The 17,610-nt window shown below is 71.9% G+C and carries 16 protein-coding genes; 10 read left to right on the forward strand and 6 right to left on the reverse strand.

The genetic code is table 11. From position 1 onward, the window contains the following. Positions 1–64 precede the first annotated feature (64 nt). From ACIBLA_RS14170 to ACIBLA_RS14190, 5 genes are all read left to right on the forward strand, one after another. Positions 65–1,807: a TIGR03767 family metallophosphoesterase gene (locus ACIBLA_RS14170; protein ID WP_363244472.1), complete on the forward strand. Its 1,743-nt coding sequence runs from the start codon at positions 65–67 to the stop codon at positions 1,805–1,807. Between the two features lie 260 nt (positions 1,808–2,067). After that, positions 2,068–2,562, forward strand: coding sequence for a subtilase-type protease inhibitor (locus tag ACIBLA_RS14175; protein WP_363244471.1), 495 nt, complete (start codon positions 2,068–2,070; stop codon positions 2,560–2,562). Positions 2,563–2,919: 357 nt separating this feature from the next. After that, on the forward strand, positions 2,920–3,111 hold the full coding sequence (gene tgmA / locus ACIBLA_RS14180; RefSeq protein WP_147875692.1) for a putative ATP-grasp-modified RiPP: 192 nt from the start codon (positions 2,920–2,922) through the stop codon (positions 3,109–3,111). Between the two features lie 16 nt (positions 3,112–3,127). Then, complete coding sequence (gene tgmB, locus ACIBLA_RS14185) at positions 3,128–4,060, forward strand: ATP-grasp ribosomal peptide maturase (RefSeq protein WP_363244470.1); 933 nt, start codon at positions 3,128–3,130, stop codon at positions 4,058–4,060. 568 nt (positions 4,061–4,628) lie between these two features. Further along, complete coding sequence (locus ACIBLA_RS14190) at positions 4,629–6,452, forward strand: RICIN domain-containing protein (RefSeq protein WP_363244469.1); 1,824 nt, start codon at positions 4,629–4,631, stop codon at positions 6,450–6,452. A 39-nt stretch (positions 6,453–6,491) separates the two neighbouring features. On the opposite strand, the gene ACIBLA_RS14195 is transcribed toward ACIBLA_RS14190, so the two are convergent. Further along, a complete protein-coding gene (locus ACIBLA_RS14195; RefSeq protein ID WP_399198685.1) occupies positions 6,492–7,394 on the reverse strand; it encodes a UbiA family prenyltransferase in 903 nt (300 codons plus the stop codon). 115 nt (positions 7,395–7,509) lie between these two features. On the opposite strand from ACIBLA_RS14195, the gene ACIBLA_RS14200 reads away from it, so the two are divergent. The 3 genes from ACIBLA_RS14200 to ACIBLA_RS14210 are packed head-to-tail and all read left to right on the forward strand — an operon-like array spanning position 7,510 to position 10,128. Continuing rightward, entirely contained in the window at positions 7,510–8,580 is a 1,071-nt protein-coding gene (locus ACIBLA_RS14200) for a 3-oxoacyl-[acyl-carrier-protein] synthase III C-terminal domain-containing protein (protein ID WP_363244468.1), read from the forward strand. A 13-nt stretch (positions 8,581–8,593) separates the two neighbouring features. Then, entirely contained in the window at positions 8,594–9,118 is a 525-nt protein-coding gene (locus tag ACIBLA_RS14205) for an isoprenylcysteine carboxylmethyltransferase family protein (protein ID WP_363244467.1), read from the forward strand. Beyond that, positions 9,115–10,128, forward strand: coding sequence for an NAD(P)/FAD-dependent oxidoreductase (locus tag ACIBLA_RS14210; RefSeq protein WP_363244466.1), 1,014 nt, complete (start codon positions 9,115–9,117; stop codon positions 10,126–10,128). Before ACIBLA_RS14205 ends, ACIBLA_RS14210 begins: the two co-directional genes overlap by 4 nt. A gap of 34 nt (positions 10,129–10,162) precedes the next feature. Here ACIBLA_RS14210 and ACIBLA_RS14215 read toward each other — a convergent pair whose 3' ends face one another. The 4 genes from ACIBLA_RS14215 to ACIBLA_RS14230 all read right to left on the reverse strand — a co-directional run bounded on the left by ACIBLA_RS14215 (position 10,163) and on the right by ACIBLA_RS14230 (position 14,052). Beyond that, positions 10,163–10,645: an NUDIX domain-containing protein gene (locus ACIBLA_RS14215; RefSeq protein ID WP_363244465.1), complete on the reverse strand. Its 483-nt coding sequence runs from the start codon at positions 10,643–10,645 to the stop codon at positions 10,163–10,165. 62 nt (positions 10,646–10,707) lie between these two features. Continuing rightward, positions 10,708–12,354, reverse strand: coding sequence for an apolipoprotein N-acyltransferase (lnt, locus tag ACIBLA_RS14220; protein WP_363244464.1), 1,647 nt, complete (start codon positions 12,352–12,354; stop codon positions 10,708–10,710). A gap of 154 nt (positions 12,355–12,508) precedes the next feature. Next, positions 12,509–13,114, reverse strand: coding sequence for a hypothetical protein (locus tag ACIBLA_RS14225; RefSeq protein ID WP_363244463.1), 606 nt, complete (start codon positions 13,112–13,114; stop codon positions 12,509–12,511). 146 nt (positions 13,115–13,260) lie between these two features. Beyond that, the gene (locus ACIBLA_RS14230; RefSeq protein ID WP_363244462.1) at positions 13,261–14,052 is read right to left on the reverse strand and encodes an aspartate/glutamate racemase family protein; all 792 of its coding nucleotides are present in this window, start codon (positions 14,050–14,052) and stop codon (positions 13,261–13,263) included. A 58-nt stretch (positions 14,053–14,110) separates the two neighbouring features. On the opposite strand from ACIBLA_RS14230, the gene ACIBLA_RS14235 reads away from it, so the two are divergent. Further along, complete coding sequence (locus tag ACIBLA_RS14235; RefSeq protein WP_399198686.1) at positions 14,111–15,283, forward strand: glycosyltransferase; 1,173 nt, start codon at positions 14,111–14,113, stop codon at positions 15,281–15,283. Positions 15,284–15,326: 43 nt separating this feature from the next. On the opposite strand, the gene ACIBLA_RS14240 is transcribed toward ACIBLA_RS14235, so the two are convergent. Beyond that, entirely contained in the window at positions 15,327–16,616 is a 1,290-nt protein-coding gene (locus ACIBLA_RS14240; protein WP_363244460.1) for a TerD family protein, read from the reverse strand. Positions 16,617–16,870: 254 nt separating this feature from the next. On the opposite strand from ACIBLA_RS14240, the gene ACIBLA_RS14245 reads away from it, so the two are divergent. Beyond that, positions 16,871–17,377 (forward strand): DUF6643 family protein, encoded by a 507-nt coding sequence (locus ACIBLA_RS14245; protein ID WP_363244459.1) that lies wholly within the window; start codon positions 16,871–16,873, stop codon positions 17,375–17,377. The last annotated feature ends 233 nt before the right edge of the window (positions 17,378–17,610 follow it).

Here is a 17,610-nt window from a genome sequence, read left to right on the forward strand (position 1 = left end):
GGAGGCCGGCGTCTGTGACCGGCGTCCTTGCTGTCGCGACGTACGCACTCGGGGAGAGCGCACCATGTCACGCATCCGCTCCGCTGTCACCGCTGTCGACCGCCGTTCCTTCCTCGCCGCCGCCGGAGCCGTGGGCCTGTCCGCCGGTATCGGCGTGGCGGTCGGTTCGGGCGGTGGCTCCGGCAGTGCCTCGGCCGCCCCCGCGCCCACGGCACCCACCACCGCACCCACCCCCACGACCACCCCGGCCCCCACACCCACCGGCCCGTCGGCCGGCCGCACCACGCTCCACTCGCTCGCCACGCCGCGCGACGCGAGCGCCGTCTTCCGGCGACTCGGGGACGGACCCGGCTGGCGCCGGGTCGTACGGGAGCAGTTCGCTTCCGCCAAGTCGGGTCGCGAGGACCGCCGTACGGTACTCAGCTCCTTCGTCCAGCTCACCGACCTCCATGTGACGGACGTCCAGCACCCGGTACGCACCGAGTACGTGCGCAGCGAGTCGTCCGGCGCCTGGCGCCCCCACGAGGCGCTGTCGGTCGCCGGAGCCGTATCGCTCATCGAGCAGGTCAACGCGCTCGGGACCGGGCCCGCGACCGGCGCGCCGCTGACGTTCGCCATGACGACCGGCGACAACACGGACAACAACTCGCTGTGCGAACTCGACTGGTACCTCACCCTGATGAGCGGCGGGCTCGTCACCCCCAACAGCGGTGACCCGCAGGCGTACGAGGGCGTGCAGAACTCGGGCGTGCGGATGTACTGGCACCCGGAGGACGGCGCGCCCGACTCCGACAAGCGCCTGGGCTACCCCCGTATCGAGGGATTCCTCGAAGCGGCCCTGCGCCCGGTCCGCAGTCCCGGTCTGGCCCTCCCCTGGTACTCGACCGTCGGCAACCACGACAGCCTCACCAGCGGCGCCTACGCCGACCGGACCGGCTTCCTCGCCGAATTCGCCGTCGGCAGCCGCAAGCTGTACGACCTCCCGGACGCGGACGCGGCGGCGCTGCTCGCCCAGATCTCCGAGGGCGAGACCGCCCACGGCGGCGCCCTGATCTCGCTGCTGCGCCGCGAGAAGCGGCGCCTGCGGACGGTCACGGCCGACCCGCGCCGTGCGCCGTTCACCCCGCTGCAGTATCTGACGGCGCATCTGAACTCCGCGCACACCGGTGCGGGGCCGGTCGGCCACGGCTACACGTCGGCCAACCTGGCGGACGCGAGCCTCGACTACACGTTCCCCATGGGGGAGAACGTGACCGGGGTCAGCCTCGACACCACGGACCACGGCGGGCACTTCACCGGCTCCGTCGGTACGGGGCAGCTCGACTGGCTGGAGCGGATCCTCAAGGAGCACCGCGACGGATACGTGGTGCTGTTCACACACCACAACAGCTGGACGATGGGCAACAAGCGGCCCGACCCCGCCCGGCCCGGCGAGACGCGGCACGACGGGAACGAGGTCGTGGCGCTGCTGCGGCGCCACCGCTCCGCGGTGGCGTGGATCAACGGGCACAGCCACCGCAACGTGGTGCTGCCGCACGGTTCGTTCTGGGAGATCTCCACCGCCTCGCACATCGACTTCCCGCAGCTCGCGCGGGTCATCGAGATCGCGGACAACAAGGACGGCACCCTCTCGCTGTTCACCACGCTGATCGAGTCCGCGGCGCCGCGCGAGACCGACTTCACAGATCTCTCCCAGTCGGGCCTGGCGTCGCTCTACCGGGAGCTGGCGCTCAACGCGCCGGGAAGCCGGCAGGATCTGGCGGGCCTGACGGACGCGCGCAACACCGAGCTGCTACTGCGACGCTAAGAAATCACATAATCCAAGGATTATTGGTTTTCTAGCCTTTCAACCAAACCGTCAACCAGCGACACAGGCTCCGAAACAATCACTTTCGGCCCAACCCGCCACACGCCCCACACAGGCCCGGACCAGGTCGTTCCGAACACACAGTGCGATCAAAACGACACGCGGAGCGACAAAAACCGGTCATGGAACGGGCGCGACACCCCTGGCGTGAGCAAGACTCACGTCCGTTGTCCGAGACATCGACCCAGGGAGTGTTCGAAATGCGGAGCATCGCAAGGGCTGCGGCCTGTGGAGCCGTACTGGCGCTCAGCAGCCTGTCCTTCACCGGCGCGGCCGGCGCCGCCACGACGGGAGCGCCCGCCGGCGGCGCACCCATCGGAGGCGTGCCGTCCCCGGCCACCACCCCGCCCACCGGAACGGAGAGCCTGTACGCACCGTCGGCGCTGGTACTGACCGTCACTGACGGTGCCGACCGCACGACCGGCGCGGTGCGGCGCGCGGTCACGCTCAGTTGCGCCCCCACCCCGTCGGGCAGCCACCCCGACGCGGCCGGGGCCTGCTCCGAACTGAAGAAGAACGGCGCCAAGTTCGACGCCATCACCACCTCGGGCACGAGCCGCGTCTGCACGAAGGAGTGGGAGCCGGTCACGGTGACGGCCGACGGCGTGTGGGAGGGGAAGCGTGTCGAGTACGTCCACACCTTCTCCAACTCGTGTGCCATGAACGGGGGCAGAGGCATCGTCTTCACCTTCTGAGGCGCCCTGGAGCGGCCGGGAGCGGCCGAGGGCGGCCGGGGCCGGGGACTCTCCCCCGCCCCGGCCGTCCGGCGTCATGGGCTCCGGAAGTGAAGACCATGAGCGGAATCCGGTCAGGATGTCGCAATACCGGCTGTCGGATTCACCGAACTCGACTTCCTTACAACGGACTTGAGGCCTTCTCCCGACGCCTGCGCCGTCGGCCGTAACGCTGTCCCCCCAGGTCCGGAGGACGGCAGGTCACCCTGCACCTGACGGTTCGTCACTTATGACTTTCCGTACTGAGACCATTACATCTTCGCCACGTATTGTTACCTCCGTGACCGAAACAGACTCGTGGGGCAGTGGAGGAGAATCATGCGACCGTTCGCGCTGAACTACGCATTCCCGGCGGAGAACTCTCCGGTCGTCGGACCTTTCACCTACGACTCCACGCTCCAGCTGAACGTCCTGCCCGACGGACGTCCCGCGATAGCCGACCGTGCGCTGCTGCTGGCCGCGGGGTCCACGACCTCGACTGCCGGCTCCAAGACGCACTTCGACGACTGACCGCCCCGGGTACCCGATGACTGTGCTGATCCTCACCGCCGAGCAGGACGTCACCGCCGACCTGGTCGTGTCGGAGCTGCACCGGCGCGGCACACCGCTGGTGCGCTTCGACCCCGCCGATCTGCCCGGCGAGGCGTCGATGTCCGCCGAGTACGTCAGCGGCGACTTCCGCGGCCATCTGTCCGCGGGCGGGCGCCTGTTGAGCATGGACGGGCTGCGCTCGATATGGGTGCGCCGACCGGGCGCGAGCGCGGCGCACGCGCCGAACCCCTCGCCCTGGCTCACCGCCGAGTCCGCGCATGCCTTCTTCGGCATGCTGTACTCCACGACGGCCCGCTGGATGAACCATCCGCAGGCGGCGGCACAGGCGCGCCTCAAGCCCTGGCAGTTGCGGGTCGCGCACCAGAGCGGGTTCGCCGTACCGCCCACCCTCGTCACCACCTTCCCGCGCATCGCCCGGCTGTTCGCCGCCGAGCACCGGGACATCGTGGTGAAGTCGATCACCGGCCCGCCCCCCGGCGATCCCCCGGTCTCACTGCCGACCACCCGAGTGGGTCCCGGCGCCGACTTCGAATCGGTCGCCGCCGGGCCCACCCTGCTCCAGCGCTACATCTCCAAGCGGGCCGACATCCGGCTCACCTGTGTCGGGCACCAGCAGTTCGCCGCGCGGAAGGTCGCCGCCCCCGGTCAGGTGGACGGCCGGTACGGCCGGACGGGCCACCCCTGGGAGCCAGTCGAGGTGCCCGACCGCATCACCCGCGCCGTGTACAACTATCTGCGCGTCGCCCATCTCGCCTACGGGGCCTTCGACTTCGCCGAGGACACCGACGGCACCTGGTGGTTTCTCGAATGCAACCAGGGCGGCCAGTTCGGCTTCGTGGAGCTGGAGACGCGGCAGCCGATCGCCGAGGCGGTGGCCGACTGGCTGGCCGCACCGCCACCCGTCTAGACCTCTGTGCGGCGAATTGCCGCAGGCCCGGCGGGTGTCGGGGTGTCCGGCCGGTGGGAGCCGGGTTCCCCTTCGGCCGGGCCCCGTCGGCGGCTCTGGCGTTGCCGAGACGATGCGACTGCGAAGTTCCTGGTACGGCGCGGCCCTTCGGGGTCTGGTCAGCGACCCCATTGGTCGGATACCTGAGGTATTTCTCCTGATCGGAATTGGACCGCCGCGGTACAAATCCTGACCCATCCCGTTCTTCAACGGCGCATCGAATAGCCGCAGTTGGAGATCCCTTGTTTCCCATGCACGGGCTGTGCAATGGTGAACGCGCTCAGTCGGCAGCAATACCGAGAGCGCTCAACCGTTCGATTCGGCGACGGTACGGCCGCGCGGAATGAACCCTCCGGCCGTTGCTGTCCGCCGCTCTCCGCCCACGGTCGCTTTCCTGGAGGCTTCACACCGCCCAAAGGTACGCACCAATCGGGCCACCCCCCTTTCAGTCGGCCCGAAATCACTGCCGCCACCCTCGCGTCAAGGGACTGGACACCCCCCACTCAGTGCCCTGGAAGGCAGGACCTCTGTGCAGGATCCTCGTACGTCCAGAACCACCCCGCCCCCTCCGGCCGCCCGGCCGGGCCCCCGCTCCGAAGGCTCGGACGCGGATCTCGTCGCCGCGCTGAGGACCGGCGAGAGCGACGAAGAGGACCACGCCACCGCGCTGTTGCTCGCCCGGCACTGGCCGGCCCTGCTCGACTACGCCGAGATCCGCTCGCCGTCGGCGGACGCCGCGTCGATGCTCGCCACGGCTGCCTTCGGCAACGTCCTCGACACCCTGCGCCGCCCCGGCCCCGTCCCGGCCCTGCGGCCCGAATTCCTCATGGCCGCCCGGCATCTCGCCACCATCTGGGCGGCCGGAGGACAGCGGACCGACACGGTCTGGGAGCACCGGGACCGGCCGTCGGGCGCCGGCTGGGGACCCGACGGCCCGGAGCCCCCCGACAATCGGCGACTGGCCTTCCACGCCTTCCGGACAATGCCCGCAGCCGCGCGGTGCCTCCTCTGGCATACGGATGTCGAGGCGGAGCCCATATCCGTACCGGCCGGTCTGCTCGGCATTGATCCGGAAAGCGCGCTCTCCGAACGGGAACACGCGGGTGAGCTCTTCCGGTCCGGCTGTGTGCGCGCCCATATCCAACTCGCGCCGGACAAGGAATGCCGCCACTACAACCGTCTGCTCGACGTGTCACTGCTGCGCGGCGGTGCTTTGCTCCCGGACATCCAGCAGCATCTGGCGGTCTGCGCGCACTGCGCGTACGCCACCGAACAGTTCGTCCACTTCGAGGGCCGGCCGGCCGTCCTGCTCGCCGAGGCGCTCCTCGGCCCGCACGCCCGGCGCTACCTCGACACCCGGCCGGGCAGACGCGGCGGGGCGCGGGCCGCGGGCGGCGCGGGCGCGCGGCGCGGCGGACGGCACTCGCTGGGCGGACGCCCGCGGGTACTGCCCCGCGTGACCGTCCTGGGCAAGCGGGTGATGACCACACCGGGCCGACCGAGGACCGTCCTGCTCAGCGGTCTGGGCCTGGTGACGGTCGGTCTGCTCGCCGTGACGGTCTCCACCCTCACCGCCGGCGACAGCGGCGGTGAGGCGATGGGACCGGCCGCCCCTATCGGTACGGGCACCGCGACGACCTCCCCCGATCCTGGCTCGCAGGGCGTCTCCGGACCCGGCCAGAAGCCGCCGACGGGCTCGGGCGGCATCCCGCCCGGTGCGCTGCACACGGCGCTGCGCAGCGCGGACGCCGACCTCTGCCTCGACCTACGGGACACCCGGCCCACCGCCGGTTCCGAGGCGACACTGGCGATTTGCTCGTCGTCCGCGGAGACACAGCGGTGGCTGTACGAGGAGGACGGGCTGCTGCGGAACGGCGCCGACCAGGAGCTGTGCCTCAACTCCCGTACGGTCGACGGCTCCGCGGTCCTCGGAACGTGCACCGAGCCGACGGCCGAGAACGCCGCCGACGTGCGCTACGACGTGACGGTCCAGGGGCATGTGATCCCCCGGTGGGACGACTCACTGGCCGTCGTCCCGACAACTCCCGTGGCGGGTACCTCCGTCGTGGCGAAGCTGCGCGACGAGTCCACTCTCCAGAACTGGTTGACCGACACGGCACCGGACAGTCCCCGGTCCCTGCCGATCGCGGGCGGCGGTCGGGCGACGGTGCCGGCGGAGCGGGACAAGGGGCGCCACGCCGGGGGCCGTGGCTGTGGGAAGCCCGAGCGCGGGGACAACGATGTCCGCGACCGTGGCCGCCACAAGGCGAAGGGCAACCCTCACCAGGACCGCGACGGCGACGAGGACCGTGACCGGCGGGCGCGCTGCGACGACGTGCGCGTCGACGGCTGAAGGGCGCCGGGACGGGTCTTCGCCGGGACGCCCCGGAGTTCACGCGAAGCCGGTGCCGTGTGCCATCAACAGCCCCACGTCCAGCGCCGCCACGGCGACCGCCCCGACGAAGGGAGCCTTCTCCCGGCGGCGGCCGAGCAGCAGGCTCCCGACCGCGATCGCCCCGGCGGCCAGCGGGACGAGCACGGCACCGGCCCCGGCAGGACCCTGCGGGCCCAGCGTCAGCACCACCGACGCCGCGACCAGCGGAACGGGAAGCAGCAACCGGCTCCCGGTGGCGCCGAGTCGGTGCGGCAGCCCTCGTACACCGGTGGCCACGTCACCACGGATGTCGGGCAGGACATCGGCCAGGTGCGCGCCGACACCGAGCAACGCGCCGCCGGTGACGGCCCACCACGCCGGCCAGGGGCTGCCCGGCAGGCTCAGCGAGACGAGGGTCGGCAAGCCGGCGAATCCGATCGCGTACGGCAGCCAGGACAGCGGGGTGGCCTTGAGCCACAGGTTGTACGCCCAGGCTGCGGCCACCGCGATCAGATGCGCGGTGCCGGCGAGCGCGCCGCAAGCCACGGAGAGCGGCACACAGAGCGCGAGCGCCCCGAACGCCGCCCGCCAGACCGTCCTTTGGCCGATCGTGCCGACGGCGACGGGCTTGTCGCCACGGCCGTTGACGATGTCACGCCGGGCGTCGTACGCGTCGTTGCACCACCCCACGGAGAGCTGACCCGTCAGCACCGCGGCGGTGAGCAGCAGGCAACGGCCGCCGCCGTGGCCCGCGGTGACGGCGAGCGCGAGAGTGAGCGTGGTGACCGCGACCACCGGTCCCGGATGACAGGACAGCGCCAGGGCCCGTCCGGTGCTCAGCAGCCGTACGGGGCGCGGGGTTTGGGCGGTGTCCGCTCCGGCCTCGCGGGTGCTCGTTCCCAGGTTCACATCGGCGTCCACCCGCCGATCGTAGGCGCGTCGGCCTCGTTGACCTGGCAGCCGGACGGGCGACTTATGGTGTCTCATCCATTCCTACGGGTGTTGGGAGGTTTATGACATCCTCAGGCCGGAATCGATGACCCGAATCGCCGCCGTGCACGGCGTCCTCGCTCCGTACCGCCACACCCAGTCCGAGATCACCGACATGGTGGCGCACACCTGTCTGCCGGCGGGGGCCGACCGGCGCGTTCTGGACCGGGTGCACGCGGGCACGCGGGTCCGCTCGCGCCATATGGCCCTGCCGCTCGACGACTACGTCAAGATCGACGGGTTCGGCGCCGCCAACGACGTCTTCGTCGAGGTCGCCGGTGATCTGGGCGCCGAGGCGGTGCGCGGAGCGCTCCGTACGGCGGGGCTCCGGCCCGAGGACGTGGACCTGCTGCTGTTCACCTCCGTCACCGGCATCGCCGCTCCCTCCGTGGACGCCCGCCTCGTCGGGCGGTTGGGGCTGCGTCCGGATGTGAAACGCCTGCCGTCATTCGGACTGGGCTGCGTCGCGGGCGCGGCGGGTGTCGCGCGGCTCCACGACTATCTGCGGGGCTGGCCCGAGCAGGTGGCCGTGCTGCTGTCGGTCGAGCTGTGCTCGCTCACCTTCCAGCGGGACGACGCCTCGACGGCGAATCTGGTGGCGACCGGGCTGTTCGGTGACGGGGCGGCGGCGGTCGTGGCGGTGGGCGAACATTTTCCGGGGACGGCGGCGCTGCCGGTGGCCGGTCCCTCGGTCGTCGCCACGCGCAGCCGGATGTACCCGGACACCGGCCATGTCCTGGGCTGGTCCGTCACCGGCTCCGGCTTCCGGATCGTCCTCGATCCGGCGGTGCCCGACATCGTCCGCCGATTTCTCGCCGACGACGTGCGCGCCTTCCTCGCGGAGAACGGTCTGACGCCCGAGGAGATCACCGCGTGGGTCTGCCACCCCGGCGGCCCCAAGGTCCTGGAAGCGGTGAGCGAGGTGCTGGACCTGCCCGACGGCACCCTCGACATCACCTGGCGGTCCCTGTCCGAGGTGGGGAACCTGTCGTCGTCGTCGGTCCTGCACATCCTGCGCGACACCGTCGCCCGGCGCCCCCCGGAGCCGGGCAGTCCCGGCCTGATGATCGCGATGGGCCCTGGCTTCTGCTGTGAACTCGTTCTGCTTCGCTGGTGAGTTGGAGAAACACATGTGGTGGTACACGGCATTGGTGCTGGCTGTCGCCGGTGAGCGGATCGCCGAACTCGTCGTCGCCCGGCGCAACGCCCGCTGGAGCCTGGAGCGCGGCGGCAGGGAGACCGGGCGCGGGCACTACCCGGCGATGGTCGTCCTGCACACCGGTCTGCTGGCCGGCGCGCTCGCCGAAACGGCCCTGGCCGGACGGCCGTTCGCACCCGCCTTCGGCTGGACGATGGTGGGTGTCGTCGTCGCGGCCCAGGCGCTGCGCTGGTGGTGCGTCCGCACTCTGGGGCCGCGCTGGAACACGCGGGTGATCGTCGTGCCCGCTCTGCCCCTGGTGTCCGGCGGGCCCTACCGGCTGCTGCGCCATCCCAACTATGTCGCCGTCGTCGCGGAGGGACTGGCGCTTCCGCTGGTCCACGGGGCGTGGATGACGGCCGTCGTCTTCACGGGCCTCAACGCCGTCCTGCTGGCGGTCCGCGTCCGGTGCGAGAACGCGGCGCTCGGTGCCGCGCCGGCCGGGGTCCCCGCGTGATCGACGTACTGATCGCCGGTGGTGGCCCCGCCGGTCTGGCCGCCGGGATCCACGCCGCCCTCGCGGGGCTGCGGGCCGTGGTGGTGGAGCCGCGCAGCACCCCGGTGGACAAGGCGTGCGGCGAGGGCATCATGCCGGGCGGTGTGGCGGCGCTGCGCGCCCTGGGTGTCGAGGTGCCGGGACGTGACCTGCGCGGTATCCGCTACCGGGACGGTGCGCGCGGCGCCGAGGCGTGCTTCCGGCACGGTACGGGTCTGGGTGTGCGCCGTACGGAGCTGCACGCCGCGCTGCACCGGCGTGCGGACGCCCTCGGCGTGGAGACGGTCCGGGGCAAGGTCGGTGAGGTGCGGCAGGGCGCCGACCGGGTCAGCGCCGGGGGCAGGACCGCGCGCTGGCTGATCGCCGCCGACGGGCTCCACTCACCGATCCGACGTGGTCTCGGACTGGATCGGCCGGACCGCGCGCCGTCCCGCTACGGGCTGCGGCGGCACTTCCGCGTCGCGCCGTGGTCGGACTTCGTGGAGGTCCACTGGTCGCGGCACGGCGAGGCGTATGTGACACCGGTGGGGGACGATCTCGTCGGCGTGGCGGTGCTGAGCCGTGAGCGGCGGGGCTACGACGAACACCTCGCCCGATTCCCCGACTTGGCCCCTCTGCTGGACGAGCGTCCGGCGAGCGGCGTACGGGGCGCGGGCCCGCTGCGGCAGCGGGTGTGCCGGCCGCTGGCCGGTCGGGTGCTGCTCGTCGGCGACGCCGCCGGCTATGTGGACGCGTTGACCGGGGAAGGGATCGCGCTGGCGCTGTCGACGGCCGGGGCGGCGGTGCGCGCGCTGGCCGAGGGCCGGCCGAAGGCGTATCCGGCAGCCTGGTCGAAACTGACCAGGCGTCACCGTCTGCTCACGGAAGGCCTGTTGTGCGCCACGCGCAGCCCGCGCGCGGCCCGCCTGATCGTGCCCGCCGCGGCCCGGCTCCCGTCCGTCTTCACCGCGGCGGTCCACGCGCTCCAGTAGCGGCGCGGACCGTGCGACCCCGTGCGTGATCCGCTCAGCCGCCCGTGCCCGGCTGGAACCAGGTGGGCGCGTCCTCAAGTGACTGCTTGATACGGAACCGGGCGAACTCCCGCAGCTCGGGCAGCGCGTCCACGGGGAACCAGGCGACCTCCAGCGACTCGTCGTCGTTGACCCTGGCCTCCCCGCCGATCGCGCGGCAGCGCATCGTGATGTCCAGGTACTGGCACTGGTCCCCGTTGGGGTACGTGACGGGCTTCGGCAGCGCCTGGACGAGGACGACGCGCTCGGCCCTGCAGCGCACGGCGGTCTCCTCGTACACCTCGCGCTCCGCCGTCACCGCGGGCTGCTCGCCGGGCTCCGAGATCCCCCCGATGGTCGACCAGTTGCCGGTGTCGGCCCGTCTGCCCAGCAGCACGCGCCCTTCGTCGTCGAAGACGACCGCGCTGATTCCGGGCAGCAGCAGCAACTGGTGCCCGGCGGACTCACGGATCTCTCGGATGAAGTCTGGCGTTCCCATGCCATGACCCTATGCGCCGGCCCGCCGACTCCCGGCCGGTGGTCGACGGGGCGCGTCCCATGTCAGCTCGCGTCGTCGGCGGGGCTCGCGTCGGGGCGCCGGCGGGCACGTACGGCCCGTACGCCGACCCAGCCGAGACCGCCGACGGCGATGGCCACCAGCAGCGCCTCGGGCAGGGTGCCCATCCTGGTGGCGGGAGTCTGCGAGGAGCGCAGCGGCATCTCACGGACGAGGGCGTCCGGGGTGAACATCTTCGTCCGGTCGACGACCTCGCCGTCCGGCATGATCATCGCGCTGACGCCGCTGGTGACGGGGACGACGACGGCCCGGCTGTGCTCGACGGCCCGCACACGGGACATCGCCAGCTGCTGGTAGGTCATCTCGCTGCGCCCGAAGGTCGCGTTGTTGCTCGGCACGGTGATGAGCTGCGCCCCGTGCGTGACGGTGTCGCGCACCGCCCAGTCGAAGGCGGCCTCGTAGCAGGTGGCGAGACCGACCTTGGTCCCCGCCAGGTCGAACACGCCCACCTTGTCGCCGGGGCCGAAGTCGCGTCGCACCCGGTCGACGTCGGAGCTGAAGATCCGTACGAAGGAGCGCATCGGGATGTACTCGCCGAACGGCTGGACATGGCGCTTGTCGTACGTCGCGACGGGCCCGCTTCCGGGCTCCCACTTGATCAGGGAGTTGCGGAGCTTGCCGGTGTCGGGCGAGAGCACCGAGCCGATCACCGTGGGCACACCGATCGCCTTGACCGCGTCGTCGATGACGAGGCGCGCGTCGCCGTTGCGGTAGGGGTCGAGATCCGAGGAGTTCTCGGGCCACAGGACGAAGTCCGGCCGTGGTTCCTTGCCGGCCTTGACGTCGGCCGCGAGCTGCTCGGTGCGCTTGGCGTGGTTGTCGAGTACGGCGCGGCGCTGGGCGTTGAAGTCGAGCCCCAGGCGCGGCACATTTCCCTGGATCGCGGCGACGGTCGCGGTGCCGTCCTCGGCGGAGGCATCCACGAGGGGCAGCGCCGCGAGAGCGCCCGCGACGGGGACGAGCACGGACAGCGCGGCGACGGCCACGGCGGCGCGCGGCACCGGCCGCGGCGATCGCTCCGCGCGCGCGGCACGGTGAGCGCGGTGGGCCTGGACCTGGCGGACCGCCTCGTACAGGCCGAAGCCGCACAGCACGACGGCGAAGCCCAGGACCGGCGTGCCGCCCACCGCGGCGAGCGGCAGGAACATGCCGTCCGCCTGACCGAAGGCGATCTTGCCCCAGGGGAAGCCGCCGAACGGCACACGGGCACGGGTGGCCTCGCCCAGGATCCACACGGCGGCGGCGAACACCGGCCACGCGGGCAGCCGGGACACGGCGGCGATCCCCACGCCTACAGCGCCGATGAACAGCGCGGACACGGCGGCCAGCGCGACCCACGGCAGCGGGCCGACCTCTTCGCCCGTCCACTTCAGGAGCGGCAGCAGAAAGCCGAGACCGGCGAGGAATCCGAGCCCGAACCCGGCACGCGGCCGGCGGTCCCCCAGCGTCCAGCCGAGCAGCGCGAATCCGGGCAGCGCCAGCCACCACAGCGGGCGGGGCGGGAAGCTCGCGAAGAGCAGCAGTCCGGACAGTGCCGCGGCGCCGGGCCGTACGAACCGGCGCGGCCACCGCCTGCCGGCGGGCGCGGGTGCGGGCTCGGCGGAGCCGACGGGGGTGATGGTGGTGCTCACCCGGCGGAGTCTACGGTGGCGCGCCCACGGGGCGGCAGTCCGGCCTGTGTTCCCGGGCTCGGCCGGGAGTCAGCCGGCACGTCCTGGCGGGGCCACGCCTCGGCCCTGCCGATCATGGGTGTGAACCGATCTTGGGCGTGAACCGCCCGGCAGGTCAGGCCTCGGCCGAGCCGCCGATGACCGTTCTGCCGCCCGTGGCCTTGCCGAGAACCACCTTCCCGCCGGCCGCCCCGCGCAGCCGGTCGCGGATGACGCGGACCGCGGCCTCGGCGTCGTCCACCGTCACCGTGAACGTCCTGCCGTCGCCGAGGCTCAGCACCACACCCTCGCCGCGCCGTACCACCACGGCCGTCCCCTGCTCGGGCCGCCAGCGGTAGCCCCAGCCGCCCCACTGGCGGGGCGTGACGCTGGGGACGAAGTCGGCGCCGGTCACCTGTGTGAGCGGGATACGGCGGCGTGGCAGCCCGACGTGGCCACAGCGGACCTCCAGGTGCTCGTGGTCGACCTTGACCGCCACGTGCACGAAGGCGAGCGTGCCGAAGAGAATCAGGAGTCCGGCGGCGACACAGCCGACCACCGACGCGGCCAGCGCGACGACGCCGGTCTCCCAGGAGGACTGGATCGCCAGCTCGATGCCGAGCGCGAGGCAGGCGACGCCCACCACGGCGAACAGCCACTGAATGCGGTTGGTCGCTCGGCCGGTCCAGACTTCGGGGAGGGGCACTGTGCCAGGCCCCCCTCGTCGGGGGTGCTCCGTCATGGTTGCAGCGTACTCACGAACCGCGCGGGGAGCACCGCCGCGACGGTACGCGGAGCGGTGACATGTCCGGGGGTAACCCTTGACTCGCCCGTCCGGGGGACCCACCGTGACGGTCCCCACAGGGGTCCCACCGACCAGGAGCCCCGTTAGTGCGCGTGGGTGACGGCGGTGAGCAGTCGGCCCTCGGCGTAGGTGAGGGCCGCGTCGGGCAGCGTGGGGGCGCGGTGGCCCGCCAGCAGGACGGTCAGGTCGCCGGGCGCTGCGCCCGGCGGCGGCGCCGGTATGTCGCCGAGGCGGCGCAGCGCCTGCGCGGCGACGGCGTCGGCCGAGCCGTAGAGCGTCACCTCCGGCAGACCGGGCTGCCGGAGGGCCGCCCGGATGCGTTCGGCGACCAGTTCGTAATGGGTGCAGCCCAGGACGACGGTCCTTACCTCACGCGGGGTGAGGAGCGCCGCCGCCGCGATGGCGGCGGCGATGCCCGCCTCGTCGGCGTGCTCCAGCGCGTCGGCGAGACCGGGGCACGGCACCTCGGTGACGTCGACCGAGGCGGCGTGTGTACGGATGAGGTCGCGCTGGTAGGGGCTGCCCGTGGTGGCCGGGGTGGCCCAGATGGCGACAGGCCCGCCCCCGGCAGCGGCCGGCTTGATCGCGGGGACCGTGCCGATGACGGGCAGACCGGGCTCCAGCGCGGCGCGCAGCGCGGGCAGGGCGTGTACCGAGGCGGTGTTGCAGGCGACGATCAGCGCGTCGGGGCGGTGCGCGGCGGCGGCACGGGCCACCGTGAGCGCGCGCGCCGCGATGTCGTCCGGGGTGCGCGGTCCCCACGGCATGCTGCCGGGGTCGGAGGAGAGTACGAGGCCGGCGTCCGGCCGGAGCCGGCGCGTTGCGGCAGCCGCGGCGAGCAGCCCGAGACCGGAGTCCATCAGCGCGATCTTCACCCGGTCACCATAGACGACGGCCCTTGCGGTCCCGCCGTTGTGGGGCAGACTGCGGCGAATGAGCGCCATCGCCTGGATCGCCGCGGCCTCGCTGGCCGCCTGGGGCTTCCTGTTGCTGGGTCAGGGATTCTTCTGGCGTACGGATCAGCGGCTGCCGCCGCGTGAGGCCCCGCCCCGGTGGCCGTCCGTCGCCGTGGTCGTGCCCGCGCGGGACGAGGCGCGGATGCTGCCGGTGAGCCTGCCGGCGCTGCTGGCTCAGGACTATCCGGGGCGGGCGGAGATCTTCCTCGTCGACGATTCGAGCACCGACGGTACGGGCGCCCTGGCCAGGGAGTTGGCCGACCGGTTCGGCGGGCTGCCGTTGACGGTGGTCTCCGCGCCGGAGCCGGCGCCCGGCTGGACGGGGAAGCTGTGGGCGCTGCGTCATGGCATCGCACTGGCGCGGGAGGGCCGGCCCGACTATCTCCTCCTTACGGATGCCGACATCGCCCATGAGCCGGACAGTCTGCGTGAACTGGTCTCCGCCGCGCGGACGAACGGGCTCGACCTGGTCTCGCAGATGGCCCGGCTTCGGGTGTCCACCGCGTGGGAGCGGCTGATCGTGCCGGCTTTCGTCTACTTCTTCGCGCAGCTGTATCCGTTCCGCCGGGTCAACAAGCCGGGGGCTCGTACGGCGGCAGCCGCCGGCGGCTGCGTGCTGCTGCGGACGGAGACCGCCGAGCGGGCGCGGATTCCCGACTCGATCCGGCAGGCCGTGATCGACGACGTGTCGCTGGCCCGCGCGGTGCGGGACGCCGGGGGCCGGATCTGGCTGGGCCTCGCCGAGCGTGTGGACAGCGTCCGGCCGTATCCGAGGCTGACCGATCTGTGGCGAATGGTGGCGCGCTGCGCGTACGCCCAACTCCTGCACAATCCGCTGCTGTTGGCCGGCACGGTGGCCGGCCTCGCGTTGGTCTATCTGGCGCCGCCCGCCGGCGTGTACGCGGGTCTGGCGGGCGGTGACACCTCGGCCGGTCTGCTGGGTGGCGCCGCGTGGGCGGTGATGTCCGGGACGTACGTACCGGTGCTGCGGTACTACCGGCAGTCGCTCTGGCTCGCTCCCCTGCTCCCGTTCACCGCGCTGCTCTACCTGCTGATGACCGTCGACTCGGCCGTGCGGCACTACCGGGGGCGCGGTGCGGCCTGGAAGGGGCGTACGTACGCCCGTCCGCAGGCCGCACCGGAGCGTTGAGGCGCAGGGCCGACGGGGGCCGGGGCCGAGGCCGGGGCGGGCGTCACTTCCTGCCGGGCGTCCAGTTCATGCCCCAGCCGTAGGCGTAGTCGATGGTGCGCTGCGGGCTGACTCCGCGTTCCGGCACCAGGAAACGCGCTTCGCGCTGGACCAGCAGATCGGAGCCGGTATTGGTGATCAACGCGAGCGAGCAGACCGTGGAGGGAACGGTGCACTCGCCGAGCGAGAAGTCGATCGCGGCGCCGTTCTGCGGCTGGAGTGTGACCGTCGCGTCGAGATCGGCGAAGCTGCGCGCGCCTTCGTAGATCGTCACGAAGATGACGACGCGGCGCAGTTGGTGCTTGTGGTCGAGGTTGATGCTGAGATTCTCGCCGTTGGCCGAACCTCCGGTACGGTCGTCGCCGTCGAGATGGATGAACGGCGGCTGGTGAAGCGCGCCGAACGCATTGCCGAGTGCCTGGACGACGCCTTTGCGGCCGTCGGTCAGTTCGTAGAGCGCGCACAGGTCGAGGTCGAGGTCGCCGTGCATGGCGACGGCCCGGCCGAGCTTCGCGCCCCAGCCCTTGAACTGCTTGCGCACCTGCCAGCTGAGATTGACGCGCATCTCGCCGGAGTTGCCGCCCTGCTTGGACAGCGAGACGGACGGCGCGTCCTTGGTCAGCGTGACCTTGCTGAGCCGTACGGGAGTCGGGGCGGCTGCCGGCGCGGGGCGCGCGGGCGGCGCGGGCGGCGTGTAGGCCGGCGGGGCGGGGGCCGCGACGGGAGCCGGCGGCGCGGGGGTCATCGGTGCCGGGGGCGCCGTGTGCTGCGGCTCGTCGACGCTGATGCCGAAGTCCGTCGCCAGGCCTTCGAGTCCGCTGCTGTACCCCTGACCGACGGAGCGGAACTTCCAGGCGCCCTGCCGCCGGTAGAGCTCGCCGAGCACGAACGCCGTCTCGACGGTGGCGTCCTGGCTGTCGTACCGCGCGATCTCGGCGCCCGACGCCGCGTCGAGGACACGTACGTAGAGTCCCGGCACCCGGCCGAAGTTGCCGCCGTCCGCCGACGCGGCGACGACGATCCGCTCGATGTCGGCCTCCACGCGGGCCAGGTCGACGGAGAGGGTGTCGGTCACACCGCCGGGACCTGTGCCTTTTCCGTCGTACCGTACGGCGCCCGAGGCATGTGCCGGCTGGTTGTAGAAAACGAAGTCCGCGTCCGAGCGGACCTTTCCCGCCTTCAGCAGAAGGGCCGAGGCGTCGACATCCGGCGTCCCGGGCGCCGAACGCCATCCCAATTCGACACGCACACTCGGTGCCGCCACCGGAACATTGGCTCCTTTAAGCATGGACATGCTCGCCCCCATCGAGAGTCGGGTCACCGAAAGTTTTCCGTTGCGCCAAACCTAATCACTGAAGGGGTCTTCGCACCCACGAGGACCCATGAGTAACCCCTCCGGAGCTTGCCCTTTACACGATCACTGCGCCCCCGGACGACCGATTTTTCCCAAGTTCGCTCGCATTGGGGATCCGAAGTCGCCCAGAGCTCCCGAAAGAACCCACTAATCGGACTCCCCAACCGGCACATCGTGGGCTTAACTTATGTTCCATGACCTCCCCCCGCGCCACCTACGGCGGCGGTTACTACACCGCGCCGTCGTTCCCGGACACCCCGATCTACGACTCTCTGGTCGCGGAGCGGGGCACGCCTCAGATCGCCCCGATCCGAGTGCCTTCCGCCTACGACACGGGCAGCAGCTACCAGAGCAACAGCTATCTGCCGGCGCTGCCTTCGGCGCTTCCCGCTCTTCCGGCGGCTCCTTCGCAGCCCACGCCGTCCTACGGTGGCTATCAGCCCCAGCCGGCGCAGCATCCGGTGCCGCTCCAGAACGCCCCGGCGCCCTACATTCCGCAGCAGGCGCCGCCGCCTCGCGGCTATCCGGGCGCTCAGCCCCACCAGCCTCAGCAGCAACAGCAGCCGCCACGTCCCCAGCAGCAGCGCCCCGGGGCGGCGACTGGGTACGAGGCGATGCGCCCCGCCTCACCACGTCCGGCCCCCGCGCCGACGCAGTACGAGGACCCGTACAACCGGCCTTACCAGAGCCGGGGTTACTGATTGCCCCCCGTTCGGACGCACCCGCGATGACGTCGTGGTGAACGTCTTCGGGACCAGGGTTGACGCGTCGTTCGCCCACGTGCGGACGGGCGACCGGTTCGGCCGCCACCTCGGGGTGGAGGTCCGGCCAACCATCGTCACTGTCCCCTGCCCCGGCGCCCTCAACTCCCCGACGGCGCACGGCGATCACGCCGACGAGAGCCCCTATCCGACCCGTCGAACGGAGGGGTGAC

The organism is Streptomyces sp. NPDC050433, from assembly GCF_044458565.1.
Classification (GTDB): domain Bacteria; phylum Actinomycetota; class Actinomycetes; order Streptomycetales; family Streptomycetaceae; genus Streptomyces.

Bases quoted from the DNA above. Each gene is read 5' to 3' on its own strand.
- ACIBLA_RS14225 (WP_363244463.1), bottom strand. From the start codon at position 13,114: ATGACGGAGCACCCCCGACGAGGGGGGCCTGGCACAGTGCCCCTCCCC.
- ACIBLA_RS14200 (WP_363244468.1), top strand. From the start codon at position 7,510: ATGACCCGAATCGCCGCCGTGCACGGCGTCCTCGCTCCGTACCGCCAC.
- tgmA (WP_147875692.1), top strand. From the start codon at position 2,920: ATGCGACCGTTCGCGCTGAACTACGCATTCCCGGCGGAGAACTCTCCG.
- ACIBLA_RS14205 (WP_363244467.1), top strand. From the start codon at position 8,594: ATGTGGTGGTACACGGCATTGGTGCTGGCTGTCGCCGGTGAGCGGATC.
- ACIBLA_RS14175 (WP_363244471.1), top strand. From the start codon at position 2,068: ATGCGGAGCATCGCAAGGGCTGCGGCCTGTGGAGCCGTACTGGCGCTC.
- ACIBLA_RS14170 (WP_363244472.1), top strand. From the start codon at position 65: ATGTCACGCATCCGCTCCGCTGTCACCGCTGTCGACCGCCGTTCCTTC.
- tgmB (WP_363244470.1), top strand. From the start codon at position 3,128: ATGACTGTGCTGATCCTCACCGCCGAGCAGGACGTCACCGCCGACCTG.
- ACIBLA_RS14215 (WP_363244465.1), bottom strand. From the start codon at position 10,645: ATGGGAACGCCAGACTTCATCCGAGAGATCCGTGAGTCCGCCGGGCAC.
- ACIBLA_RS14235 (WP_399198686.1), top strand. From the start codon at position 14,111: ATGAGCGCCATCGCCTGGATCGCCGCGGCCTCGCTGGCCGCCTGGGGC.
- ACIBLA_RS14240 (WP_363244460.1), bottom strand. From the start codon at position 16,616: ATGTCCATGCTTAAAGGAGCCAATGTTCCGGTGGCGGCACCGAGTGTG.
- ACIBLA_RS14245 (WP_363244459.1), top strand. From the start codon at position 16,871: ATGACCTCCCCCCGCGCCACCTACGGCGGCGGTTACTACACCGCGCCG.